Origin of the sequence: Actinacidiphila yeochonensis CN732 (assembly GCF_000745345.1) — a bacterium.
GTDB classification, from domain to species: domain Bacteria; phylum Actinomycetota; class Actinomycetes; order Streptomycetales; family Streptomycetaceae; genus Actinacidiphila; species Actinacidiphila yeochonensis.
In genome coordinates this window covers 2,435,067-2,459,147 of the sequence record NZ_JQNR01000005.1, presented here as the reverse complement: position 1 = coordinate 2,459,147, position 24,081 = coordinate 2,435,067, and the positions used below count along the sequence as shown (strand labels likewise).

Here is a 24,081-nt window from a genome sequence, read left to right as displayed (position 1 = left end):
ATCGGGCCTATGAGCAGATTAACCACTCAGTGGGACAACGCTCGCCCGCCCCTTCGGGTTACGCAACCGGATTCCCACGAACGGCCGGTCCGCGGCCCGAGGGCGCGTCCCGCGGGCGTGGCCTGCGCGAATCGGGAGGTACGGGGGGTGTCGGGGGCTGCGGGGAGGGACCGTCGGCGGGCCCGGACGTCAGCAGGGACCGCCGGCCCCGACCCACTCCTCGGTGCCGTCGTCGAAGACCTGGTGCTTCCAGATCGGAACCTCGCGCTTGAGGTCGTCGATGAGCCGCCGGCTGGCCTCGAACGCCTCCGCCCGGTGCGGGCAGGCCACCGCCACGACCACGGCCAGGTCGCCCACGGCCAGGTCGCCGACCCGGTGCACCGCGGCCAGCGCGCACACCGGGAAGTCGGCTGCCACCTTCTCGGCCACCCGGAGGAGCTGGGCCTCGGCGCTGGGGTGGGCGGTATAGGTCAGGCGGGTCACCGACGCACCGGGACGGCCGTCGTGGTCGCGTACCGTCCCGACGAACAGCGCGGTGCCTCCGGCCGCCGGGTCGCCGACCGCCGCGAGGACCTCGTCCACGGACAGCGGGGTGTCGCGGACGGCCAGCAGCCGGACGGCGGCGGCGCCCGCGGTGTCGTACGCGCCGGCCGCACGGGGGCCGCCTGCGGAAGCGGGTAGGGGTGCCATGCCTCCCATGCTCCCTCATACACCGGAGCCCTCCGGCGCCGGGGAACACCCCCGGGGCGCGGGCGGCCTCCAGCCCACCCGCGCCCCGGAGCCGCCGGGCAGGACGGTGGGGGCGGGGCGGCGGGGTGCTGCCTCGGTCAGAGGCCGCGCCGCTTGCGCGCCCGGCGCACCACCGCGGCGGCGCCGACCAGGGCCACAGTGGCCCCGGCCGCGCCCAGGGTCGTGGCGTCCTTGCGGCCCAGGCGGCGTCCGGCCACGGAGTTGCGGCCCTCCACCTCCTCAAGGAGCGCCGCCAGCACCTCCTCGTTGGTCCACGCCGGCCGCCAGCCCGCCTCGTAGAGCCTGCTGCCGCTGACCACCCAGGGGTGCATGGTGTAGGCCAGGTCGCCGGCGGGCGAGGGGGTCAGCCCGAGACGGTGCAGGCGGGAGGCGGCGCCGAAGGCGACGGCCGGCGGCAGCTCCATACGGCGGATGCCCGACAGCTGCTCGACCTCCTCCTGCTCCAGCCAGCCGTCGCAGCCGACGGCGATCTCCCCGTCGACCCGCTCCAGCACCGCGTACTCCAGCGCCGTCACCAGGTCGTCGACGTGGCAGAACTGCCAGCACGGGCGGCTGCCCGCCACCACCAGCAACCGGGGCGACTCGAAGTACCGGGTCAGCGCCGTGTCGGTGCCGCCGACCAGGACCGCGGGCCGCACCACCGTGACGTTCAGCCCGGGGTGGGCACGCGGCGCCCGCCGCCCCAGGCGCTCGATCTCCAGCAGGTCGTCGACGAAACTCGCCTCGGAGGTGGCGCGCAGCGGCGCGTCCTCCGCGAGCGGCACGTCGTTGTCGGCCTGGGCGCCGTAGACCATCGCGGAGGTGCACAGCACCACCCGGTGCACCCCGGCCGCGGCGGCCGCGGTGAGCACGGTCTGGGTGCCGCGGACGTTGAAGGCGGAACGCGCCTTGGGGTCGGAGTCCAGGTCGAGGTCGAGCGCCAGGTGCACCACCACGGACGCCCCGCGCAGCCGCTCGGCGATCGCCGGGTCGCGCACGTCGAGCACCCGCCAGGAGGCCCCGGGCACGTCGCCGCGCCGCTCGTCGATCGCGACGACCTTCCTGACCTGCTCGGACTCGGTGAGCCGCAGCGCCAGCGCGCGTCCCACCCCGGAGGCGGCCCCGGTGATCGCCACCACCGGTCCCGAACGGGCCCGACCCGGTCTCCGCTCTGGGCGAACGTGTCCTTCTGGGGAACTCACCGGGTGTCTCCCACGGTTGTCTCAGATAACGTACGCAGCCATCCTGCCGGACAGGTGTCCAAGGGTTGTCCCGTAATCCCCAGCGGATCGGCCAGCGGCGTCGGATGCGGTCGATCGCACGGCGGAGGGTCGTCCTCGTACCGGGTCGTACCCGGACGAGCGGACGACGCCGCCGGCGGCCGCAGCCGGCGTCGGGAGCCCGCTGGGGATCACCGGACAGCCCTTAGGCTGGAGGTAGTGCCCGACACAACCCGAGACAGATCCGAGGAATCCCGTGAGTGACATCCCATTCGGATTCGGCGTCCCTCCCGAGGAGCCCGAGGACGGGGACGAGGGCAAGCAGCCCGGGCGTGGCGGGGGCTCGAACCCCTTCGGCTTCGGCGGCGCCGGTCCGCTCGGCTCCGGCGGGGACAACCCCTTCGCGGCCATGTTCGGCAACCTCAACCCCGGTGACCTGGGGGCCGCCTTCCAGCAGCTGGGCCAGATGCTCTCCTATGAGGGCGGCCCGGTGAACTGGGACATGGCCAAGGACATCGCCCGCCAGACCGTCGCCCAGGGCACCCCGGACGGCGTGAAGGACAGCAGTGTGGGACGCGCCGACCGCTCCTGGGTCGAGGAGGCCGTCCGCCTGGCCGACCTCTGGCTGGACGGCGTGACCTCGCTGCCCTCCGGGGCCAACTCCGCCGTGGCCTGGAGCCGCGCCGAGTGGGTCGAGGCCACGCTGCCGGTGTGGAAGGACCTGGTCGACCCGGTCGCCGAGCGGGTGGCGGGCGCCATGGGCGACGTGCTGCCGGAGGAGATGCAGGCGGTCTCCGGGCCGCTGCTGGGCATGATGCGCTCCATGGGCGGCGCGATGTTCGGCGCCCAGATCGGGCAGGCGCTCGGCACCCTGGCCGGCGAGGTCGTCGGCTCCACCGACGTCGGGCTGCCGCTGGGCCCCGCCGGGCGCGCCGCCCTGCTGCCGGCCAACGTGGCCGCCTTCGGCGAGGGCCTGGGCATCCCCACCGAGGAGGTCCGGCTGTACCTGGCGCTGCGGGAGGCCGCGCACCAGCGGCTCTTCGCCCACGTACCGTGGCTTCGGGCCCACCTCTTCGGCGCCGTGGAGGGCTACGCCCGGGGCATCAAGGTCGACACCGCCCGCCTGGAGGAGGCCGTCGGCCAGCTGGACCCGACGCAGCCCGAGCAGCTCCAGGAGGCACTCCAGCAGGGCATGTTCCAGCCCGAGGACACCCCGGCCCAGAAGGCGGCGCTGGCCCGACTGGAGACGGCCCTGGCGCTGGTCGAGGGCTGGGTCGACGCGGTCGTGCACGCCGCCGCCGCACCGCACCTGCCGTCGGCGGGGGCACTGCGGGAGACGCTGCGGCGGCGCCGGGCGACCGGCGGCCCCGCGGAGCAGACCTTCGCCACCCTGATCGGCCTCGAACTGCGCCCGCGACGGCTGCGGGACGCCTCCCGGCTGTGGGCCTCGCTCGCCGACGCGCGCGGCGTGGAGGGCCGCGACGGCCTGTGGGCGCACCCGGACATGCTGCCGACCGCCTCGGACCTGGACGACCCCGACGGCTTCGTCCACCGCGACACGCTGGACTTCTCGGAGCTCGACAAGCTGCTCGGCGAGGCGGCCGGCGGCGGCGTGTCCAAGGACGCGCTCTCCAAGGACACCGCCCCCAAGGACACCGGGGACGACGCCGAGGACACCGGGGAGACCAAGGACACCGGGACGGCCAAGGACGCCGGCGGCGACGAGGGCTCCCACGAGGACGGGGAGGACGGCACCGGCCGCGGCTCCCAGGAAGGCGGTAGCGGCCGATGACCGCCCTGAGGGAGGACGCCGTACGCGTCCTGTCGGGCTGGGGTGCGCCCGACTCCGGTCAGGCCGCCCTGCGCGGCGACTTCCTGACCCACCTGGAGGCCTACCCCGACGCCATGGCCAGGGCGTGCGGGGACGGCCACCTGACAGCCGGGGTGCTGATCCTGGACGCGGACCGCGAGCGGGTGCTGCTGACCCTCCACGCGAAGCTGCGCATGTGGCTGCAGACCGGCGGCCACTGCGAGCCCGAGGACACCTCCCTCGCGGCGGCGGCCCTGCGCGAGGGCGTCGAGGAGTCCGGCATAGCGGACCTGCGCCTGCTGGTTCCCGAACCGGTCCAGCTGGACCGCCACCTCACCCCGTGCGCCTGGCACCTGGACGTCCGGTACGCCGCGGTGGCACCGCGGGGCGCGGTCGAGACGCTGAGCGACGAGTCGCTGGAGCTGCGCTGGTTCCGCTTCGACGAGGTCGCCGAGGTGGCCGACGGATCGGTCACCAGCCTGCTGGAGCAGACCCGGGCGCTGCTGTAGCCCGAGCAGGCGCCCAGGGTCCGCGCGGGCTCACCGCCCGCGCGGACCCGGCGTTCGTCCCGGGCGCCGCGCGGACTCAGCCGCCCCAGGCGCTGCCGCCGCCGGACGGGCGGCCGCCGAACTGGCCGCGCAGTCCGTGCAGGTCCGCGTTCTGCGGCGGCATCTGCTCGCTGGGCTGCACCAGGGCGTACCCCTCGCCGACGAAGTTGAGCTCCCAGCCCTCGCCGGTGTTGCCGCGGCGGCGGAAGACCGACGAGCTGCTGGTCTGCGCCTGCATCTGGACCCGCAGCGGGGTCGACCACGCCACCACGGCGTCCGAGTCACAGGAGACGTACGTCTGCGGGGTGACGGGCATCATCAGCGGCTTGCCCGAGGTCATCAGGGCCACCTTGCCCTGGCCCGAGATCACCAGGTTGTACTTGCCCGTGCCGGACAGGCCGAACTGCGTGTCGACGGCGACGACGTCCCAGTGCAGCCCCGAGTCCAGGGCGAGCACGTAGGCGCTGTCGACGGTCAGCCCGTCGTGGTCGACGTCGACGATGTGGATCTGCTGGGCGAGGTTGGCGAGGTAGACCGTCCCCTGGCCGGAGCAGCGCATCAGGTCCAGGCCCTCCCCGGTGGCCCGGCGCGCCCTCCGCTGGTTGCGGGTCTGGTACTCGGCGTCGAACTCGACCATGCCCTCGTAGGCGACCATGGACCCCTTGCGGGCCAGGCAGTCGGGGCCGGTGTTGCCGTCGAGGCGGACCCGCAGCATGTAGGAGTTCTGCAGGCTGTAGTGGTCCTGGTTCTGGACCTCGGTGTAGGCGAAAATCGGGCTCTGCACGGTGTTCCCCGCTCCCTTCAGCCCCGGGCCCGGAGCCGGTCGGTGCTGTCCTCGCTGGGCTGTACGACCACGAAGCCCTGTCCGGAGAAGGCGATCTGGAACGCCTCCCCGCTGCCGCGTCCGATGAGTGACGACGCCTTGAAGCTACGCTTGGCCTTCATCTTCAGGCCGGACGACCAGGCCACCAGGGCGTCGGGGTCGACGCACGTCTCGTCCGCCCCCCGCCCGCAGTCGACCACGACGGGGGTGCCGCGGGAGGTGATGGCCACCCAGCCGGTGCCGGACACCCCGACGTTGAACAGGCCCTGCCCGGCCAGCTGGGCCAGCCCCTTGACCCGCTCCACGCCCCACTGGAGGTGCGCGTCGAAGGCCAGCAGGTTGGTGCCGTTGACCGACACCGACTCGTTGTCCAGGCTGAGGCAGACCACGTCGGCACCGTAGTCGGCGAGGTAGAGCAGGCCGTCGCCGCTGCACTTCATGACCGGGGCGCCCTCCCCGGTCAGCCAGGACGCCGCCATCTGCCGTATGGCCGGCGGGTTCGGCTCGTACTGGATGAAGCCCTCGTAGGCGACCATCGACCCGGTGCGGGCGTAGAGGTCCTGGCCGGTGGCCATGGCCACCCTGAGCATCGAGGACCCGTGGTTCTCCATCCGCGCGGCCGGCGGCGTGGGGGCGTAGCCCGCGATCATCTGCTGGTCCACTGCGGTCACACCTCGTAGGGCTGGACGACGATGAAGTTGCCGGGGGCGCCGCGGAACTGGAGGTTCACCGTCTCCCCGCTGTGGCCGGGATAGGCGCTGCGGCGCAGCCGCACCTGGCTGGAGACGATCACCTGGGAGGCAGCCGACCAGGCGACGACGGCGTTGCTGTCGGCGTACGTGGTGGGCGTGACCGGCAGCACCACCGGCACGCCGTGCGTCTTGACCACCACGGTGCCGGTGCCCTGGAACTGCATCGTGAACAGGGCGCCGCCCGGGATGCCGTGGCCGTCGATCCGCCGCACCTCGTGTTCGAGGCCCTCGTCGAAGGCCAGCACGTTCTCCGCCGAGACGCAGATCGCGTCCCCCTGGAGCTCGATCGGGAAGAGGTAGGAGGCGTTGTCGGCGAAGAAGACCTGCCCGCCGCCGGTGCAGCGCATCAGCTGCATCTCCTGGCCGGTCATGCTGCCCACGACACGGCCCCGGAAGCCGGCCCCCTTGTAGGCGAAGTCGACCTTGCCCTGGTAGAGCACCATGGCGCCCTGGCGGGCGAGGACCGGCTGGCCGCCGCCCACGCCGAGGTCGGCGCGCATCATCTTCGGGTTCTGCTGCGTCCAGCGCTGGCCGTCGGGCTGTTCCCCGTACTTCCGCAGGGACACGGCCAGCCCGGTGGCCACGGTGGGCGTGGGGACGGTGTAGGCGGGCCGGCCGCCCGGGGCCGCCGGCGGCTGGGACCCGAAGGCGGGCTGCTGCGGGAACGGCGGCGCCACGCTCGGGGGTTGGCCGAACCCGCCCCCGGGCGGCGGCACCGGAGGCGGCAGTTGGCCGAACGGCGGCGCCTGGGGGACGGGGGCGCCCAGCGGGGCGATGACCGTGGGCGCCTGATGGAGCGACGGTTCGGCCGGCGCGAGCGGCGGGGTGGGACCAGGCTGCTCGGCCGTGGGGGCGGGCAGCGGCGGCAGGGGCGGTGGGGTCGGCGCGGCGGGGCCGGGAGGGGCGGCGGGACCGGGCGCCCGCCGCGGGGCGCCGAAGGGCGGCGGCGGTGGAGGGGCGGCGCGGTGGCACCGCCCGGCGGCGGGGCGAACGCGGGTGCCGGGCCACCCGGCGGCGGGGCGAAGCCGGGGGCGTCCTGCGGAGCGGGCTCGGCGGCCGGCTCGTCCTCGGCCACCTCCCCGCCGAAGTTGCGCAACAGGGCGGCCAGTCCGCCGTCGAACCCCTGGCCCACGGCGGCGAAGCGCCACACGTCCTTGAAGTAGACGTCGGCGAGCATCACCGCGCGCTCGGTGCTGAACTCCGAGCCGTCGAAGGCGTAGCGGGCGACCTCCTCACCACCGGCCACCAGGCGGATGTACCCGGGGCCGATCCGCGACATCTGGCCGTCACCGTCGATGGTCGCCGTGAACGACAGCTTCCGCACCGCCGGCGGGACGCGCTCCAGGGTGACCCGGAAGGACTCGGTGTCGCCGGCCTGGGGGCCGAGCAGCTGGATCGACTCCTCAGGCGACTTCGGCTGGTTGAAGAAGACGAAGTAGCGGTCGTCGGAGAGCTGTTCGTCCGCGTCGAGGCCGAAGCAGCTGATGTCGAAGGTGAGCCCGGGCGCGGAGATCTGAACACCGACGTAGAGGTCGGTACCAGCGGTCAGATCGCTGATCTTGGCCTTGTGGCCCCTTTGGAACTGCCTGGCCATGGTGCGACCGTCCCCCGTCCCGCCCGCCGCCGCGCCGGCATGCCGAGCTGTCTCCTGGCCGCACGGACTGCCGCGCCGCCCTGGCTTCATCCTGCTGCTTCGTCTGCTTGCGTTGCGTCAGGCTAACCGCTCGCCGGGCCTGCGGCTATCTCCGGTTCGTCCCGGCTGTGTAGCAATGCGCCCCGGCCGCGGCCGGTGCTGTGCCAGGCGTGGCGGCACGTCAGCCGGTGCACCCGTGCCGCGGCCGGGCTGCCGCGGGCGGGCCGGGCGCCGGGGCCGCCGTCACTCGCACGGAAGGCGCCCGGACGGCTCAGGCGCCGGACCGCCCTTCGGGCCCCGCGCGGCGGACGGCGTCCCCGCGGAGGTCACTCGCCGGGCTGTGCCGGGAGGTGGGGCAGTCGTTCGGCGGTGGCGACGCCCTCAAGGAAGCCCCGGGCGCGCTCGGTGCGCGGGTAGCTGTCCAGCAGGTGCCAGAAGCGGGGGCCGTGGCCGGGTACGAGCAGGTGGGCGAGTTCGTGCAGGAGGACGTAGTCGATGACGTACTCGGGCATGCCCTGGAGGCGGTGCGAGAGCCGGATGCTGCCCTCGGCGGGGGTGCACGAGCCCCAGCGGGAGTTCTGGTTGGTGACCCAGCGCACGGTGTCCGGCGCCGCGCGGCCCTGGAGGTACTGCTCTGACAGCCGGGCGGCCCGTGCGGCGAGCTCGTCGTCGCCGGGCATCCGGCGGCTCTCCTGCGCGGCCAGCTTCTCCAGCATCACCGCGATCCACCGCTGCTCCTCGGCCGCCGACATACGGGCCGGCAGCAGCACGATCGTGCGGTCGCCCTCGCGGTAGGCGGACACCGTACGGCGGCGGCGCGCGCTGCGGCGCACCTCGACGGCTCCGCTCTTCACCCCGGAGCCGGACCCGGCACCGACTGCGTCCGCGGCGGCTTTCCCGGGACCGGCGGCGGCCTGCGACGACTGCGCTGTCTGGTCGACAAGGCCATGGGCGGGTTCGGCGGGCACGGGCTCGACGTTACCTCCTGCGGACCGGAGAAGTCCCGACTCCGGAACAGCTGGTCCGGGAATCCGCGCCCTTCGCACTCATATGGAACGACTATTCCTCACGGGCTGTGGATAACTCCGGACGGTCCGCGCGCGAAACCCGTCAGACTGGCGAGGCCGGTCACGGAGAGCAGTTGGCCGTCACCTTCGGTATGCCCGCGCGGGAGAGCGCGGCGGCGAGGTGGAGGCCGAGGCGAGCGCCTGTGGGCTGGACTGGACCACGGCGGAAAGGAGGGCGGGGCCATGCGGCCGATGCTGAAGACGGGCCTGCGGCGGAGTTGGCGCGGCCGGGAGTGCGTCCAGTTCGGGGTGGACCCGGAGCGGGCCGTGGTGCTGGAGCCGGTGGACGGCGCGGAGGCGGCGTTCCTGGACCTGCTGGACGGCTCACGCCCGCAGGAGGAACTGGTGCGGGAGGCGGCCGCGCTGGGGCTGGACGCGGACCGGGTCAGACGGCTGCTGGCCGGACTCGCCGAGGGCGGGGTGCTGGACGACGCGGCGGCGTACGGCCCCCTGGCCGCGGCACCGGGGCAGTGCCCTCCGGAGCTGGAGCGGTTGCGGCCGGACCTCGCCGCGCTGTCGGTGGTGCACCCGGCTCCGGGTGCCGCGGCGGCCAGGATGCGGCACCGCGGCGCCGCGCGGGTGCGGGTGCTGGGCGCCGGCCGGGTGGGCGCCGGGGTGGCGTCGGTGCTGGCCGCCGCGGGGGTGGGAGCGGTCGACGTGGTCGACGCGGGGCGGGTGGCGCCGTGGGACACGGCGCCGGCGGGCTTCCCGGCCGAGCAGGTCGGCGAGCGCCGGGACGCGGCCGGCCGCGGCCTGGTCCGGCGCGCGGGCGGTGGCGGGCACCGGGCCGCGCGGGCGGTGGCGCGCGTGCCGGGCACGGGGCCGCGCGGGCCGCGGGAGCGGGGCGGCCTGCGGTCCCGGGTGGGCCCGGCCCGGCGATGGGCCCGGGGAGGGTGAGGTGCTCACGGTGGTCGCTCCCCGGGACGGGCTGCTCGCGTGGTCACCCGATGTGATGGAGTCGCGGCGGCTGGTGGGCTCCGGGGTGCCCCATCTGTACGCCGGGGTGCTGGAGGGCGTCGCGGTGGTGGGTCCGCTGGTGGTGCCGGGACGGACGGCGTGCGGTGAGTGCCTGGCCCTGTCGCTGGCAGCGCGCGACCCGGCCTGGCCGAGGCTGCTGGCGCAGCTGCGCTCCGGTCGGCGGCCTGAGGTCGCGGCCTGCGACGTCGCGCTGGCCACGGCCGCCGCGGGCTTGGCGGCGGCCCATGTGCTGGCCCGGCTCGACGGCCGGGTGCCGCCCAGCGCGGGCGCCCGGGTGGAGCTGTCGCTGGCCCGGCTGTCCACCCGGGTGCGGGCCGTACCGGCCGATCCGCGGTGCGGCTGCGGGGCGGCGTCGGCGCCTCCGGCCGGCGGTTCGGCCGCGCAAGGCGCGGGGGCGGTGAGCCGCACCGCGCGGGTTCCCTGGACGGGGTTCCCTCTGCCGGACACCGCCTCCTGGGGCAATGGACCGGTCGAGACGGGCGGCGTGACCGGTGACGCGCAGTCCCGGGGAGGCACAATGGCCATGTGACCGACGGGAAATGAGGGGGCGCATGTCCGATCTTCCACGCAAGGCGGTGACCCGCACCGCAAAGCTGGCGGCACTCCCCCTCGGCTTCGCCGGGCGGGCCACCCTGGGCCTGGGCAAGCGGCTGGGCGGCCGACCCGCCGACGAGGTGGCCGTCGAGCTTCAGGAACGGACCGCCGAGCAGCTCTTCAAGGTGCTCGGGGAGCTCAAGGGCGGCGCGATGAAGTTCGGGCAGGCCCTGTCGGTGTTCGAGTCGGCTCTCCCGGAGGACGTGGCGAGTCCCTACCGCGCCGCGCTCACCAAGCTCCAAGAGGCGGCGCCGCCGATGCCGGCCCGCACGGTGCACCGGGTGCTGTCCGAGCGGCTGGGCAAGGACTGGCGGTCGCTGTTCGCGGAGTTCGAGGACACCCCGGCTGCCGCCGCGTCCATCGGCCAGGTGCACCGCGGGGTCTGGCACGACGGCCGGCGGGTCGCGGTGAAGGTCCAGTACCCGGGGGCCGGGGACGCCCTGCTCTCGGATCTGTCCCAACTGGGCCGGGTGGCCAGGCTGTTCGGCCCTCTGGTGCCGGGCATGGACGTCAAGCCGCTGCTCGCGGAGCTGCGGGCGCGGGTGGAGGAGGAGCTGGACTACGAGCTGGAGGCGCAGGCGCAGCACTCCCACGCCGAGGAGTTCGCCGGGGACCCGGAGGTCGAGGTGCCCGACGTGGTCCACCAGGCCGACCAGGTGCTGGTCACGGAGTGGCTGGACGGGGTGCCGCTGTCGGAGGTGATCTCCGCCGGGAGCCGCGAGATGCGGGACCGCGCCGGGCAGTTGCTGGCGCACTTCCTCTTCGCGGGGCCGGCCCGTACCGGCCTGCTCCACGCCGACCCGCACCCGGGCAACTTCCGGCTGCTCACCGACGACGGGCCGCCGTCGGGGTGGCGGCTGGGGGTGCTGGACTTCGGGACGGTGGACCGGCTGCCGGAAGGGCTGCCCCTGCCGATCGGGGTCGCGCTGCGGCTCGCTCTGGCCGGGGACGCCGAGGAGGTCTACCGGCTGCTGCGGGAGGAGGGCTTCGTCAAGCCGACGATCCGGCTGGACGCGGACGCGGTGCTGGACTACCTGCGGCCGATCATCGAGCCGGCGGGCCGGGAGGAGTTCGCCTTCGACCGGGCGTGGATGCGGACGCAGGCGGCGCGTATCGCCGACCCGAGGTCACCCGCGCACCAGTTGGGCAAGCAGCTCAACCTGCCGCCGTCGTACCTGCTGATCCACCGGGTGACGCTGAGCACGGTCGGGGTGCTGTGCCAGCTCGGGGCCACGGTGCGGCTGCGTGACGAGCTGCTCCAGTGGCTGCCGGGCTTCGACCCGGACGGCGGAGCCGCCTCGGAGTGACGGGCTCCCGGGCGCCGGGCGGAGGGAAGCCGGGCGGAAGGAGGCGGGGCACGGCGGCCCCGCCGTCTCCCGGTGGGCGTCTCGGGCCCGCCACCACCGGGCCGCGCTACCACCAGGCGGAGTCGAGGCGGCCTTCGATGCTGCGCAGGTGCTGGCGCGCGCAGGTGTCGCAGAAGTAGACGCGGCGGCCGTTCTCGACGGAACAGGTCCACGTCAACGGCAGGCCCTCGGCGGTGGTGCCGCAGCGGGCGCAGGTGGTGCCGGCGGCGGGCTTGCCGGCTGGTTGTGAGGGGTGCTGGTCCACGGGCCGACGATACCTCCGCAGCTGCCGGTTTTGTCGCGCTGACGCACCGCGGGACCACCCCGGACAGGGGGTGGTCCCGCGGTGCGTCAGCCGGCAGGAGTGCTGGTGGGGCGCCCTGCGGCCGGTGACCGGCGCCGCGCCGGCCATGCGGCTCGGAGTTCAGAGCAGAACGGGCGTCCGACCGGCTGGTGCCGCGACCGGCGAGGTCTGCCCGGTAGCGAGGTGCGCCGGCGCGGGTCGTCGCAAGGCGGCCGGAAAGCCTCGCAGTGGGCCTGCGCGGCTCTTTCGGCCGACACCGCGAGGGCCCGTGCCAGGGCGGCGAGCGGGGCGCCCCCTGCCGGGAGAGGCACGAGCGGCGACCGTCGTCGTCCGTCGCGAGGCACCGGTCGCGCCTCGCACCGGACGCACTCGGGTGGATCGGCGGCACAGCGGGGTGCGGCGCCCGGCCGGCGCGAGCCGGGCGGGCGCTCTGTTCGTACCTCGTGCCGTTCCGTTCGGGGCCCTTACTGCATCACGGCCATGGCCAGCGCACGGCGGGCGCGCAGGGAGGCGCGCTCGGCCTTGCGCTGGAGCCGACGGGCGGCCAGCAGGCGTTGCGACCTGCGCGCCTCGTCGGCCTCGTGCAGCCGCTGTTGCATATGGGCACGTGCCAGGGCTTCTGGCATGAGTTGCATTTCGAGGTTCCTGTTCTGCGTCGACGCCATCGCGCCGGGCGTACGGGCGGGGAGATCGGTGAGTGAGGTCGTCATCGGAGCCTGATTCTCGGAGTCGTGATGCTTCGGGTCGCGGGTGAGCGGACGGTCGATGGTGCCGGGGACGGCGCGGCGCTTGGCGGTGTTCATACGGCGACGGCGTTCTTGCGCGGGCGGCCGCGGGGCCGCTTGCGGGCCACGACGACACCCTGGATGAAGAGCTCCCCGCCCCAGACGCCCCAGGGCTCGCGGCGGTCCTTGGCGCCGGCGAGGCAGGCCTCACGCACCGGACAGGTCTGGCACAGGGACTTGGCGTACTCGACGTCCGCCGGGGACTCCGCGAAGAAGACCTCGGGGTCGTAGGTGCGACAGGGGACGGGGACGCCGAGGCGCTCGATCTCGTCGTCGAGCTCGGTGAGGGGCAGCAAGGTGTTCTCCGGAGGCTGTGCGGGAGGGTGGTCCACAGGGGTCGCGGCGCTGGGGCCGTGCGACTGCTTCAGGTCGGGCATCTGTCCAGACGTCTCGTGCGGTGCGGTGTGCACGTGTTGTTTCCTCGTCTGCCGGTCCGGCCGGTGGGCCGGGGGATTCGACTGGTGTCTGCTGGAGAAACAGAAGGGCCGCGGTTCCCGGTGTGGGAATCCGCGGCCCTGAGGTGCCGACCTGATGCGTTGTCAGGCTGGATCACTCCAGGGTTCGAGCCCGCGGAAGGCCCTCATACCGTGCTGCGTCTTCTGTCCATGTGCGTGTCCATTGGCGCCCTTGGCTCCACTCGCGCCACCGGCGCCGGCGCCTTCGGCCGCCGTGGTGAAGGCATAGGCCGGAGCCGCCGCCACTACCGCCGCCTCGGACGCCTCGGTCGGTCGCTCGATGCGCTCCAGCGCGGGGATGACCGGCAGGAGAGCGGACGCCGAGGAGGACAGACCGATACCCCGGAAGGAGACGGCCGGCGTCAGAAGCGAGCAGGCGGACATGACCGGGCGATCGGTCAATTTCGCGATAATCGTCGTGGTGGTCACGTGGACTCGCCTCCTCTCGGCGTCTCGTAAGGGCAGTGGACTGTCTGTGCCTAGTACATCACAGCGGGACCTGGTCTTGGAAGACCCGTTCCCGACCGCGCTCCCGCAGGCTATGAGGACATCCGCGGGGAGCGCAAACTATTTTTCAGCTCCCGCAGAAGAACTTTCTCCGACTTCCCGGGGCAGTTCTCCGGAGCACCGCGATCACCCCTCTTCAGGGGCGCCGCCCACCTCCTCGCCGGCCTCCCCCTCCACGTCCGCGTCCGCTTCTCCGTACGCGTCCTCGTCCGCTTCTCCGTCCCCTTCTCCGTACGTCTCCGCCCCTGAGCCCTCGCGGCCGTTCCCTGCGGGGCCTTCGCCGGCCGCCCGGCCCGCGCCGTACGCCGCCGCTTCCCGGTCCTCCTCCGACGCGTCCCCGCTCCCTCCGGACAACTCCCGCGGAATGCCGAATTCCGAATCGGAACACAGAGCGAGAACATCAGGCCCAAACTTGTCGAGCTTCCGGGCGCCCACTCCGGGAATGGCCGCGAGCCCCTGCTCGTCCGACGGCCTGACCTCGGCGATCGCCAGCAGAGTCCGGTCGGTGAAGACGCAGTACGCGGGCTGCCCGAGTTCCCGGGCCTGCTCACCGCGCCAGGCGCGCAGCCGTTCGTACAGGCCCTCGTCGAGGTCGGAGGGGCAGTCCTCGCACCGCATCAGCTTGATCTCGCCGGCGTCGGAAAGCGTCCGCCCGCACACCCGGCACTGGACCGGGCCGCGCCGCCGGGTCCGACCGCCCGGGCGCTCCACGCCGCCCTGGCCGCCGCCGCGGCCGCCCCGGGCGCCACGCGGCGCCGAACCCGGCCGCAGACCGTCCAGGAACCGGGAGGGCCGGCGGCCGCCCCGGCCGCCGGGCGAGCGGGACAGCGCCCACGACAGGGACAGGTACTCACGCGCCCGGGTCACCCCGACGTAGAGCAGCCGGCGCTCCTCCTCGACCTGCTCGTCGGTCTTGGCGTGGGTGATGGGCAGGGTGCCCTCGGTGAGCCCGACCAGGAAGACGGCGTCCCACTCCAGCCCCTTCGCCGCGTGCAGCGAGGCGAGGGTGACGCCCTCGACGGTGGGGGCGTGCTGGGCGTTGGCCCGCGCGTCCAGCTCGGCGACGAAGTCGGCGAGCCGGGCCTCCGGCATGGCCGCGGCGAAGTCCTCGGCCAGCCGGACCAGCGCGGCCAGCGACTCCCAGCGGTCGCGGACCGCGCCGGAGCCGGTCGGCGGCTCCGAGGCCCAGCCCCGGGAGCTCAGCACCGCGCGCACCTGGTCGGGCACGGTCTCCGCCTCGGCGCCCGGATCGGCCGCGCCGCGGGCGGCGCCGCGCAGCAGCATCCCCGCCTCGCGCACCTCGGGCCGCTCGAAGAACCGCTCGGCGCCGCGCAGCTGGTAGGGCACCCCGGCGTCGGCCAGGGCCTGCTCGTAGACCTCGGACTGGGCGTTGATCCGGTAGAGGACGGCGATCTCGCTGGGCCGCACCCCGGAGTCGATCAGCTCCCGGATCCGGCGGGCGGCGCCCTCCGCCTCGGCGGGCTCGTCGGCGTACTCCGTGTAGACCGGCTCGGGCCCGGCCTCGCGCTGGGCGACCAGCTCCAGGCGGTGGGCGGCGGCCTGGCCGCGGGCCTGGCTGAGCAGGCCGTTGGCGAGGCCGACCACCTGCGGGGTGGAGCGGTAGTCCCGCACCAGCTTGACGACGGTGGAGTCCGGGTAGCGGTTGCGGAAGCCGAGCAGGAACTCGGGGGTGGCGCCGGTGAAGGAGTAGATCGTCTGGGACGCGTCGCCGACCACGCACAGGTTGCCCCGGCCGCCGAGCCACAGGTCGAGCAGCCGCTGCTGGAGGGGGCTGACGTCCTGGTACTCGTCGACGACGAAGTGCTGGTACTGGGAGCGGACGGTCTCCGCGACGTCGGGCCGGTCCTGGAGCACGCCGACGGTCAGCAGCAGCACGTCCTCGAAGTCGATGAGCGACCGGTCGCGCTTGAGCTGCTCGTAGGCGGCGTAGATCCGGCTCACCTCGGCCGGGTCGCGGGGGACGTCGCGGCCGGCCTTCGCGGCGGCGGCCTGGTACTCCTCGGGGACGGTCTGGGTGACCTTGCACCACTCGATCTCACCGGTGACGTCCCGCAGCTCGCTGCGGTCCAGCCGGATGCGCGAGCGCGCGCCCGCCTCGGCGACCAGCTGCACCTTGCGCTCCAGCAGCCGGGGCATCTCACCGCCGATGGCGCGCGGCCAGAAGTACTGGAGCTGGCGGAGCGCGGCGGCGTGGAAGGTGCGCGCCTGGACGCCGGACGCGCCGAGCTGGCGCAGCCGCCCGCGCATCTCCCCGGCGGCGCGGGCGGTGAACGTGACCGCGAGCACGGTGCTCGGCTGGAGGATGCCTGCCCGCACGCCGTAGGCGATGCGGTGGGTGATCGCCCGGGTCTTGCCGGTGCCGGCGCCGGCCAGCACGCACACCGGCCCGTTCAGCGCCGTGGCGACGGCACGCTGCTCGGGGTCCAGGCCGTCGAGCACCGCGTCCGCGGAGTCGGGCGTCGCGGGGAAGAGCGAGTGGTGGGATGTCGCAGTCACCCCGCCACTGTGCCAGGTTCGTCCGGCGGACCGTGCGCGTTGTCCACAGGTCCCCGCAGCCCCCCGTTCGGCGGACCCGGTGCGGGAATGTTCCGGCGCGCTCCTGCGTTGACCGGCCCGGACGCCGCTTTCAGCGGCGACGGACCCACCGGGACTGACGAGGAACGAGGCCAGCGATGTCGGGCACTGTGACGATGTACAGCACCACGTGGTGCGGCTACTGCCGGCGGCTCAAGAGTCAGCTCGACCGCGAGGGCATCGCGTACACCGAGATCAACATCGAGCACGACCCGGCCTCCGCGAAGCTCGTGGAGGAGGCCAACGGCGGCAACCAGACCGTGCCCACCGTGGTCGTCGTCGCCCCCTCCGGCACCAGCACCACGATGACCAACCCCAGCCTCGCCCAGGTCTCCAAGGCGCTCAGCGCCTGAGCCCCGCCCGGGTGTCCGGCGAACGGGCACCCGGGAGACGGGGTCCGGCCCCGCCGCCGTACGAGGTGCCCCGCGGCCACCGCTGTGGGGCGCCTCGTACGGCAGCGCGCGGGGCCTTGTCGACGGCCGGGTCGTCGGTCGGCCCGTGCCGTCCCCGGCCGAGCCGGGCACGCCCGGTGAGCCCCTTGACGGCGGGGCCGGGGCTACAGCCGGCCGGCCACGTCCGCGCGCAGGCGCGGCAGCATGCCGTACAGCACGTCGCCGGGGCACTCGGTGTCGTTGAAGTCACGGTGGCCGTAGATCTCCGCCGGGTCCAGTGCGTACTGCCCGCAGATGTACGCGCACAGCCCGACGAGGCTGTCGTAGAGCGGGTCCGGCGGAGCGGCCGCGCTGTAGGTGCCGTTGCCCTCGATGCCGATGCCCTGGCTGTTCTGCCCGACGGTGTGCGCGCCGACCACCATGTCGCTGCCGTGCCGGAGCCGCTCCAGGCTGCGGTGGCGGCCCTCCATGACGATGCCGCTGCGGCTGATGGTGAAGTGCTGGCCCGAGTCGATCCAGCCGTTGGTGTCCATGTGCAGGTCCTGGATCTCGTGCGCGACGGCGAACGAGCCCGAGGTGCCGGCGTCCGCGGTGTTCGCGAACGCCGTGTGGTGCACGATGATCTTGTCCGGGTTGTTCCCCGCGAGGCTCACCGGGTACGCCGGCGGCCTGGCGTCCCAGGCGGCCGTGCCGAAGACCTCGGGTTCCTGGACGGCGGCGGAGAGCCGCGCCACGTCCTTGCGACCGGCCTCCCTCGTGCCGGCGCGTGCGGCGCCGGCACGGGCCGTGCCGGCATCCGCGGTGTCGGCGTGTGCGGCGGTGGCGCCCAGGAGGGCGGCCCCGGCGCTCAGGCCGAGCACGGTGGCCGACGACCCCAGGAAGGCGCGGCGGGTCGGTCCGGAGTGGTCGTGCGGGGGCTCGGACGGTGCCATGTGTCCTCCCGGTGGGGGGGTGGGAGTGCCGGTCCCGGTGGTGCACGGTGGTGCGGCGTGAGACTTGGTACCAGTCAGCGACGGGCGGACAGGCCCGCGCTGGAGGTTTCCGCCACAATCACCCGCCGGTGCAACCCGTTCGGCCGCTGACGGGCACCCAGGGGCACGGAACGCCATAGGCCGGCGTCTGGACGGCACAGGACAGGCGCCGGACGGCACAGGACGGCGCTGGACACGCGCCGGGCACACCGGCAGCGCCCGCGGGGCGTGCACACGGACGGGCCGCTCCCGTCCTCCCGGACGCCGGGGCGTCCGGGAGCCAGGAGGCGGGAGGCCCGGGTTTCGGCGCCCTCAAGGGCCCGAAGCAGCGGAGCCCCAGGCCCCCGGAGCCCCGCGGCCCCTCAGGGGCGGGGGGTGCCGCCCTTCCCGGGGAGCGGTTCGCCGTACCAGAGCTCGATGAGCCGGGCGGCGATCGAGATCCCGAACGGGGGCAGCACCTCGCCGGCGGCGAAGGCCGCCCGCAGGTCCTCGCGGGAGAACCAGCGCGCCTCGTGGATCTCCTCGCCGTCGACGTGGATGTCGGACTTGGTGGCCCGGGCCATGAAGCCGAGCATCAGGCTGGACGGGAAGGGCCACGGCTGGCTGGCCACGTACGCGACCTCGCCGACCACCACCCCGGCCTCCTCGAAGACCTCGCGGCGCACCGCCCGCTCGATGGACTCGCCCGGTTCGACGAAGCCCGCCAGCGTGGAGAAGCGGCCTTCCGGCCAGTGCACCTGACGGCCGAGCAGGGCCCGGTCCTGGTCGTCGGTGACCAGCATGATGACGGCCGGGTCGGTCCGCGGGTAGTGCTCGGCGCCGCAGGCGGGGCAGCGCCGGATGTGGCCGGCGGCGGCGATGACGGTGCGCTCCCCGCAACGGGAGCAGAAGCGGTGCATCCGCTGCCAGTTCTCCAGCGCGACGGCGTGCACCATCAGGCCGGCCTCCAGCGGCGACAGCAGGCCGCCGACCTCGCGCAGCCCGGCCGGGCGCGCCACGTCGTCGAGCCTGCCGGGCAGGGTGTCCTTCTGGAGGGCGAAGTAGCGCACGCCCGCCGGGTCGATGCCCAGGAAGTAGCGGTGCTGCTCGGTCTCGGGGGCGTCGAAGGCGGGGGTCATGACGAGTCCGGTGCCGCCGTCCGGGGTGTCCTCGACCAGCACCTGGCCGCCGGAGACGACGAAGACACGGGTGGTGGGGTGGCTCCAGGCCGCCGCCAGCCACGCCTCGTCGAGGCGGTGGTGGGCGGCCCGGTCCACCCCCGTGGTGGTGAGGGCGATCGGATGGGCTGTCACGTCGAGACCGGTCACTGCTGCTTCCCAACTCCCGTCATGCGCGTACTCCGCGCTGCTGCTGTCCTGTGTCCGCTGCTGCCCGGCGGCGGTTCCGCCGCGCATCAGGCGGCGGGCCAGGGCGTGGCCGCCCACTCGTCGGCCAGCTCCTGCCAGAGGTGGGCGGCCGTCCGCACCCCCTTGAAGAGCAGGTCGAGCTCGACCTTCTCGTCCACCGAGTGCCAGCCGTCGGACGGCACGGAGATCCCCAGGAACAGCACCGGGACGCCCAGGACGTCCTGGAGGTCGGCGGCGGGTCCGGAGCCGCCCTCGCGGGTGTAGCGGACCTCCTGCCCGAAGGCGCGGCCCATGGCACGGACCAGCGAGCGCAGCGCCGGGTGGTCCAGCGGGGTGAGGCAGGGGCGGGTGCCCTCGCCCCAGAAGCGGACCTCGTGCCGGACGCCTTCGGGCAGCCGCTCGGCGACCCAGTCGGTGAACAGCTGCCGCACCCGGGCGGTGTCCTGGCCGGCGACGAGCCGGAAGGAGAACTTGATCTGCGCGGCGGCGGGCACGATCGTCTTGCCGCCGGGGCCGCCGTACCCGCTGTGGATGCCGTTGATCTCGGCGGTGGGGCGGGCCCAGATCCGCTCCAGGGTGCTGTGGCCGTGCTCGCCGAGGGCGGCGTGCGACCTGGCGGTGCGCAGCCAGGCGGCCTCGTCGAAGGGCAGTTCGGCGAAGAGCTCCCGCTCCCGCGCGGTGAGCTCGGCCACGCCGTCGTAGAAGCCCGTGATGGCGACTCTGCGGTCCTCGTCGTGCAGGGCGGCGACCAGCCGGGCGGCCTCGGTGGCCGGGTTGGGCACCGCGCCCCCGAAGGAGCCGGAGTGGATGTCCTGGTCGGGGCCGAAGAGGTCGACCTGGCCGTCGACCAGGCCGCGCATCCCGGTGCAGACCGTGGGGGTGTCCTCGGCCCACATGCCGGTGTCGGAGACGATCACGGTGTCGCAGGCCAGCCGGTCCGCGTGCTGCCGGATCAGCGCGCCGAAGTGCGGCGACCCGGACTCCTCCTCGCCCTCCACCAGCAGCTTGAGGTTGACGGCGGGCGCGGTGCGGCCGGTCGCCGCGAGGTGGGCGCGCAGCCCGAGGGTGTGCAGGAAGACCTGGCCCTTGTCGTCGGCGGCGCCCCGGGCCCGCAGCCGCCCGTCCTGCTCCACGGGCTCGAACGGGTCGGTGGACCAGCCGTCCTCGCGGGCGGCGGGCTGCACGTCGTGGTGGCCGTAGACGAGCACCGTGGGCGCGTCCGGCTCACCGCTGGGCCACTCGGCGAAGACGGCGGGGCCGCCCTCGGTGGGCCACACCTCGGCGACCGGGAAACCGGTCCGCCGCAGCGCCTCGGCCAGCCACTCGGCGCTCCGCCGTACGTCCGGGGCGTGTTCCGGGTCGGCGGAGACGGAGGGGATGCGGAGCCATTCCTTGAGGTCGGAGAGGAAGGCGGCAGCGTACTCGTCGATGGCGGGCTGGACGGCGTTGTCCGGGGTGGTGCGCATGGTTTTCAGCCTACCGGCCGGGTAAGGGGGCCCTCCGGACCGGTGGGGGCTGCCGGGGGCGCCGGCGGGGTGTCCGGGCCTGCGGACGCCCGGCCGGGGTCAGGGACCCGGGCGCCCCGCGCGAGGGCCTCCTGCGGCGTTTCATGTGCGTTTCGGGGCATGCCGGGCGGGCCGCCTGGAGTCGCCCCGGGGTGCGCGCGCCGGGCGCCGGGTGTCGACTGCGTCACGCCGCGGCGCCTCCGCGCGGTGGCACGGCCCGCTCGACCGCCCTCCGAACCGCCGTCCCGAGGCCACCGAGCCGTCGCCCCCGGCCTCCCCCAACATCCTTTCAGGCCGCCCGCTACCGCTACCGGGCGCTGTCCGCGTCGCCGCCGCCCTCGGGCGCGAGCAGGCGCTCCAGGGCCGCCCGGTCGGGCAGGCCGGCCGGGCGGACCAGCCGCCCGGTGCGCACGTGCAGGAACGCCACCCGGACCCGGTCCAGCGGCACTCCCTGCTGCTCGGCCCAGGCCACCCGGTAGACGGCCAGTTGCAGCGGGTCCGCGGTGTCGGGGCTGCGGCCGGTCTTCCAGTCGACGATCTCGTACGTCTCCTCCGCCGCCTCCGGGAGGCGGTAGACGGCGTCGATGCGCCCTCGGATGAGCCGTCCGGCCAGCGCCAGGGTGAACGGCACCTCGACCCGGTAGGGGGTGCGTTCGGCGTAGGGGGTACGCAGGAACGCGGCCTTGAGGGCGGCGAGGTCCTGCTCGTCGGCGATGTCGTCGCCGGGTTCGACGCCGGGCAGCTCCTCGGGCCCGAACAGCGGCCGCACCTCGAACCGCGACTCCAGCCAGGCGTGGAAGCGCGTGCCGCGGCGGGCCGCCGGTGCCGGGGCCGCGGCATGGGGCGGGCCAGCTCGGCGGCCAGCCCGTCGGGGTCGGCGGCCAGCCGCAGCAGCTGGGTGGCCGTCAGGGTGCGCGGTAGCGGTACGTCCCTTCCGCCCAGCCGGGCCCGGCGCAGCTCCCCGGTCAGGGCGGTCAGGTCGCGGTCCCAGGCGGCCACGGTACGGAGCTCCTCCGGCGGCAGCCCGTGCCCGACCTCCGCCGCGGCCCCCTCGTCCCGCTCCGGGCGCCCCTGGTGCGGCAGGACCGGCGAGCCGCCCTCCCCCGGTATGCCGGGTGCCGGGCGGGCGGGTGCCTGGCGGGCGGCCGCCGCCCGCTCCCGCTCCGCCTCGACCCCGGTGAGCACCGCCCGCGCGGCGGTCCGGCGCCGTTCCAGGGCAGCGGGATCCAGCGGCAGCGGCCACGGCGGCTCGACCGCGGCCTCCAGCGCGGGGTTCCTCTCGTCCGGTGCGGGCTGCTCGGCCCACGCCTCCACCTCGCCGTAACCGGCCTCGCAGTGCTCGCGCAGGGCCTCCAGGAAGGCGGACGGCCCCAGCGGCCGGGACTGCGTGCCGCCCCACCAGTGGCCGGAGCCCAGCAGCAGGGAGCGCGGCCGGGTGAAGGTCACGTAGCCCAGCCGCAGCTCCTCGATCCGCTGGTGCTCCTTCATGGCCTCCCGGAAGGCGTCGAGGCCGGCCTTCGTCCACTCGGCCACGTCGGGCAGGGTCGCCGCGTCGCCGCGCAGCCCGTGCGGCAGCACCTTGGCGTTGAACGGCCACAGCTCCCTGCCGCGCTCACTGGGGAACCCCTTGGCGACCAGGCCGGGAACGGCCACCACGTCCCACTCCAGGCCCTTGGCCTTGTGCGCGGTGAGCACCTTGACGGTGTCCTCGCCGCCGGGCAGCGAGGAGTCCAGGCCCTTCTCGTACTGTGCGGCGGTGCGCAGGAAGCCGAGGAAGGCCAGCAGCGTCACCTCGCCGTCCAGGGCGGCGAAGGAGGCGGCGACGTCCAGGAAGGCGTGCAGCGTCTCGCGGCGGCGGGCCGCCAGGGCGTGCGGGGACGCCGACAGCTCGACCTCCAGGCCGGTGACGGCGAGGACCCGGTGCAGCACGTCCATGAGCGGGTCGGCCAGCGAGCGGCGCAGCTCCCGTACCTCGGCGGCCAGCCGGGCGAAGCGCACCCGGGCCTCGGCCGAGAAGGGCAGGCCGTCGTCCGGGGCGGCGTCCTCGGCGGCGAGGAAGGTCTCCAGGGCGTCGGTGAGGGAGACCGTCTCGGCGGGGTCGACGCCCTCGACGGCGGCCGCCAGCCGGTCGGCGCCGTCCTCCGGCCGGCCGCCGCGCCCCACCAGCAGCCGGGCGCGGCGGCCGAGCAGCGCCAGGTCGCGCGGGCCGATCCGCCAGCGCGGGCCGGTCAGCAGCCGCACCAGGGACGCGTTGGCCGTCGGGTCGTGGAGCACCTCGCAGACGGCGACCAGATCGGCCACCTCGGGCAGGTGCAGCAGCCCGGACAGGCCCACCACCTCCACAGGCACGTCCCTGGCCACCAGGGCGGCGTGCAGGGCGGAGAAGTGCCCGGCGGTGCGGCACAGCACGGCGATCCCGCCGGGACTGGTGCCGGTGCGCACCAGGTGGGCGACGGAGTCGGCGAGCCAGGCGGTCTCCTCCTCCTGGGTGGGCAGCAGGGCGCAGCGCACCATGCCGTCGTGTTCGGCGCCGGGGGCGGGCCGCAGCGCCTCGACACCCTCGTGGCGGGCGCGCAGCTCAGCGGCGAGGGTGTTGGCCAGGGCCAGCAGGCGGCCGCCGGAGCGGCGGTTCTCGCTGAGCGCGTACCGGTCGGCGGGGCGGCCGTCGGCGTACGGGAAGTGGCGGGGGAAGTCGTCCAGGTTCGCCACGGAGGCGCCGCGCCAGCCGTAGATGGCCTGGCAGGGGTCGCCGACGGCGGTCACCGGGTGGCCGGTGCCACCGCCGAAGAGCCCGGCCAGCAGCACCCGCTGGGCCACCGAGGTGTCCTGGTACTCGTCGAGCAGCACCACCCGGTACTGGTCGCGCAGCAGGGCGCCGACCTCGGGCCGTTCCTGGGCCAGCCGGGCCGACAGGGCTATCTGGTCGCCGAAGTCGAGCAGGTCGCGGGCGGCCTTCTCCTCGCGGTAGGCGGCGGCCAGCTCGGCCAGCTCCCGCCGGGCGGCGACGGCCGGGGCGACCTCCTTCACCCAGGCGTTGCCCCGGCGGGCCGGGTCCACGCCGGCCAGCTCCTCGGCCAGGACGGCGTCGACGGCGCGCAGCCGCTCAGGGGTGGCCAGGTGCTCGGCCAGCTCACCGGAGAGCGCCAGCAGGTCGCCCACCAGGGTGGGCAGGCCCTTGGTGAGGGACGGGTAGGGGCCGGGGGCCGAGCGCAGCACCTTGGCGGCAAGCTGGAAGCGGGTGGCGTCGGCGAGCAGCCGGGCGCTGGGCTCCAGGCCGATACGCATGCCGTGGTCCTTCAGCAGCTGCCCCGCGAAGGCGTGGTAGGTGGAGATCCGGGGCTCGCCCTGGGCGTCCTCCTCGGCGCCGCCCGGCGGCCAGGGGTCGGCCGCATCCGGGGCGGAGGCCACGACGCCCGCCTGGACCAGGGCCCGCCGGACCCGCTCGGACAGCTCGGCCGCGGCCTTGTTGGTGAACGTCAGGCCCAGCACCTGCTCCGGGGCGACCTGCCCGGTGCCCACCAGCCACACCACCCGGGCGGCCATCACCGTCGTCTTCCCCGAGCCGGCGCCCGCGACGATCACCCCGGGCGCGGGCGGCGCGGTCACACACGCCAGCTGCTCCGGGGTGAACGGGATGCCCAGCAGCTCCTTCAGCTGCTCGGGGCTGTTGAGACGGTTTGCCACTCTGTGAGGCTATCCGGCCCGGCCGACACCCTCCGCC

At 74.8% G+C, this 24,081-nt stretch carries 19 protein-coding genes and 2 pseudogenes; 6 read left to right on the top strand and 15 right to left on the bottom strand.

The features are described from left to right. Positions 1 to 189 precede the first annotated feature (189 nt). Positions 190 to 690: a molybdenum cofactor biosynthesis protein MoaE gene (locus BS72_RS22400; protein WP_078901554.1), complete on the bottom strand. Its 501-nt coding sequence runs from the start codon at positions 688 to 690 to the stop codon at positions 190 to 192. 137 nt (positions 691 to 827) lie between these two features. After that, entirely contained in the window at positions 828 to 1,931 is a 1,104-nt protein-coding gene (locus tag BS72_RS22395) for an SDR family oxidoreductase (RefSeq protein ID WP_037912998.1), read from the bottom strand. A 274-nt stretch (positions 1,932 to 2,205) separates the two neighbouring features. Here BS72_RS22395 and BS72_RS22390 point away from each other — a divergent pair, with 274 nt between their 5' ends. Together BS72_RS22390 and BS72_RS22385 are read left to right on the top strand one after the other, a co-directional pair. Beyond that, entirely contained in the window at positions 2,206 to 3,741 is a 1,536-nt protein-coding gene (locus BS72_RS22390; RefSeq protein ID WP_051951464.1) for a zinc-dependent metalloprotease, read from the top strand. Beyond that, positions 3,738 to 4,268 carry an NUDIX hydrolase gene (locus tag BS72_RS22385; RefSeq protein ID WP_051951462.1) on the top strand — a complete coding sequence of 177 codons (531 nt, stop codon included), beginning with the start codon at positions 3,738 to 3,740 and terminating at the stop codon, positions 4,266 to 4,268. The genes BS72_RS22390 and BS72_RS22385 overlap by 4 nt, the downstream gene beginning before the upstream one ends. Before the next feature lie 76 nt (positions 4,269 to 4,344). On the opposite strand, the gene BS72_RS22380 is transcribed toward BS72_RS22385, so the two are convergent. The 4 genes and pseudogenes from BS72_RS22380 to BS72_RS22365 all read right to left on the bottom strand — a co-directional run bounded on the left by BS72_RS22380 (position 4,345) and on the right by BS72_RS22365 (position 8,483). Next, positions 4,345 to 5,091, bottom strand: a complete 747-nt coding sequence (locus tag BS72_RS22380) for an AIM24 family protein (protein ID WP_037912995.1) — start codon at positions 5,089 to 5,091, stop codon at positions 4,345 to 4,347. Between the two features lie 17 nt (positions 5,092 to 5,108). After that, entirely contained in the window at positions 5,109 to 5,780 is a 672-nt protein-coding gene (locus tag BS72_RS22375) for an AIM24 family protein (RefSeq protein WP_037917175.1), read from the bottom strand. Between the two features lie 17 nt (positions 5,781 to 5,797). Next, positions 5,798 to 7,476, bottom strand: a pseudogene (locus tag BS72_RS22370) (TerD family protein). A 365-nt stretch (positions 7,477 to 7,841) separates the two neighbouring features. Next, positions 7,842 to 8,483 carry a M48 metallopeptidase family protein gene (locus BS72_RS22365; RefSeq protein WP_407638999.1) on the bottom strand — a complete coding sequence of 214 codons (642 nt, stop codon included), beginning with the start codon at positions 8,481 to 8,483 and terminating at the stop codon, positions 7,842 to 7,844. A gap of 282 nt (positions 8,484 to 8,765) precedes the next feature. On the opposite strand from BS72_RS22365, the gene BS72_RS39265 reads away from it, so the two are divergent. The 3 genes from BS72_RS39265 to BS72_RS22350 are packed head-to-tail and all read left to right on the top strand — an operon-like array spanning position 8,766 to position 11,461. Continuing rightward, positions 8,766 to 9,479 carry a ThiF family adenylyltransferase gene (locus BS72_RS39265; RefSeq protein WP_063836123.1) on the top strand — a complete coding sequence of 238 codons (714 nt, stop codon included), beginning with the start codon at positions 8,766 to 8,768 and terminating at the stop codon, positions 9,477 to 9,479. A gap of 1 nt (position 9,480) precedes the next feature. Next, complete coding sequence (locus BS72_RS38575) at positions 9,481 to 10,089, top strand: TOMM precursor leader peptide-binding protein (protein ID WP_063836122.1); 609 nt, start codon at positions 9,481 to 9,483, stop codon at positions 10,087 to 10,089. Between the two features lie 22 nt (positions 10,090 to 10,111). Continuing rightward, complete coding sequence (locus tag BS72_RS22350) at positions 10,112 to 11,461, top strand: ABC1 kinase family protein (RefSeq protein WP_037912992.1); 1,350 nt, start codon at positions 10,112 to 10,114, stop codon at positions 11,459 to 11,461. A gap of 106 nt (positions 11,462 to 11,567) precedes the next feature. Here BS72_RS22350 and BS72_RS22345 read toward each other — a convergent pair whose 3' ends face one another. The 5 genes from BS72_RS22345 to BS72_RS22325 form a co-directional block, all read right to left on the bottom strand. Then, a complete protein-coding gene (locus BS72_RS22345; RefSeq protein WP_037912990.1) occupies positions 11,568 to 11,765 on the bottom strand; it encodes a hypothetical protein in 198 nt (65 codons plus the stop codon). 503 nt (positions 11,766 to 12,268) lie between these two features. After that, entirely contained in the window at positions 12,269 to 12,607 is a 339-nt protein-coding gene (locus BS72_RS22340; protein WP_037912984.1) for a hypothetical protein, read from the bottom strand. After that, positions 12,604 to 12,966 (bottom strand): WhiB family transcriptional regulator, encoded by a 363-nt coding sequence (locus BS72_RS22335; RefSeq protein WP_037912983.1) that lies wholly within the window; start codon positions 12,964 to 12,966, stop codon positions 12,604 to 12,606. Before BS72_RS22335 ends, BS72_RS22340 begins: the two co-directional genes overlap by 4 nt. 162 nt (positions 12,967 to 13,128) lie before the next feature. Next, a complete protein-coding gene (locus BS72_RS22330; RefSeq protein ID WP_037912980.1) occupies positions 13,129 to 13,473 on the bottom strand; it encodes a hypothetical protein in 345 nt (114 codons plus the stop codon). Between the two features lie 204 nt (positions 13,474 to 13,677). Then, the gene (locus BS72_RS22325) at positions 13,678 to 16,068 is read right to left on the bottom strand and encodes an ATP-dependent DNA helicase UvrD2 (RefSeq protein WP_078901553.1); all 2,391 of its coding nucleotides are present in this window, start codon (positions 16,066 to 16,068) and stop codon (positions 13,678 to 13,680) included. Between the two features lie 176 nt (positions 16,069 to 16,244). Here BS72_RS22325 and BS72_RS22320 point away from each other — a divergent pair, with 176 nt between their 5' ends. After that, positions 16,245 to 16,499, top strand: a complete 255-nt coding sequence (locus tag BS72_RS22320; protein ID WP_037912978.1) for a glutaredoxin domain-containing protein — start codon at positions 16,245 to 16,247, stop codon at positions 16,497 to 16,499. Between the two features lie 203 nt (positions 16,500 to 16,702). On the opposite strand, the gene BS72_RS22315 is transcribed toward BS72_RS22320, so the two are convergent. From BS72_RS22315 to BS72_RS22300, 4 genes and pseudogenes are all read right to left on the bottom strand, one after another. Further along, complete coding sequence (locus BS72_RS22315) at positions 16,703 to 17,470, bottom strand: peptidoglycan recognition protein family protein (protein WP_051951460.1); 768 nt, start codon at positions 17,468 to 17,470, stop codon at positions 16,703 to 16,705. Between the two features lie 401 nt (positions 17,471 to 17,871). Next, a complete protein-coding gene (gene nudC, locus BS72_RS22310) occupies positions 17,872 to 18,933 on the bottom strand; it encodes an NAD(+) diphosphatase (protein WP_232792500.1) in 1,062 nt (353 codons plus the stop codon). Continuing rightward, entirely contained in the window at positions 18,903 to 20,321 is a 1,419-nt protein-coding gene (locus tag BS72_RS22305; protein ID WP_037912976.1) for a M20/M25/M40 family metallo-hydrolase, read from the bottom strand. The genes nudC and BS72_RS22305 overlap by 31 nt, the downstream gene beginning before the upstream one ends. A 346-nt stretch (positions 20,322 to 20,667) precedes the next feature. Further along, positions 20,668 to 24,044 (bottom strand): annotated as a pseudogene (locus BS72_RS22300) (UvrD-helicase domain-containing protein). Between the last annotated feature and the right edge of the window lie 37 nt (positions 24,045 to 24,081).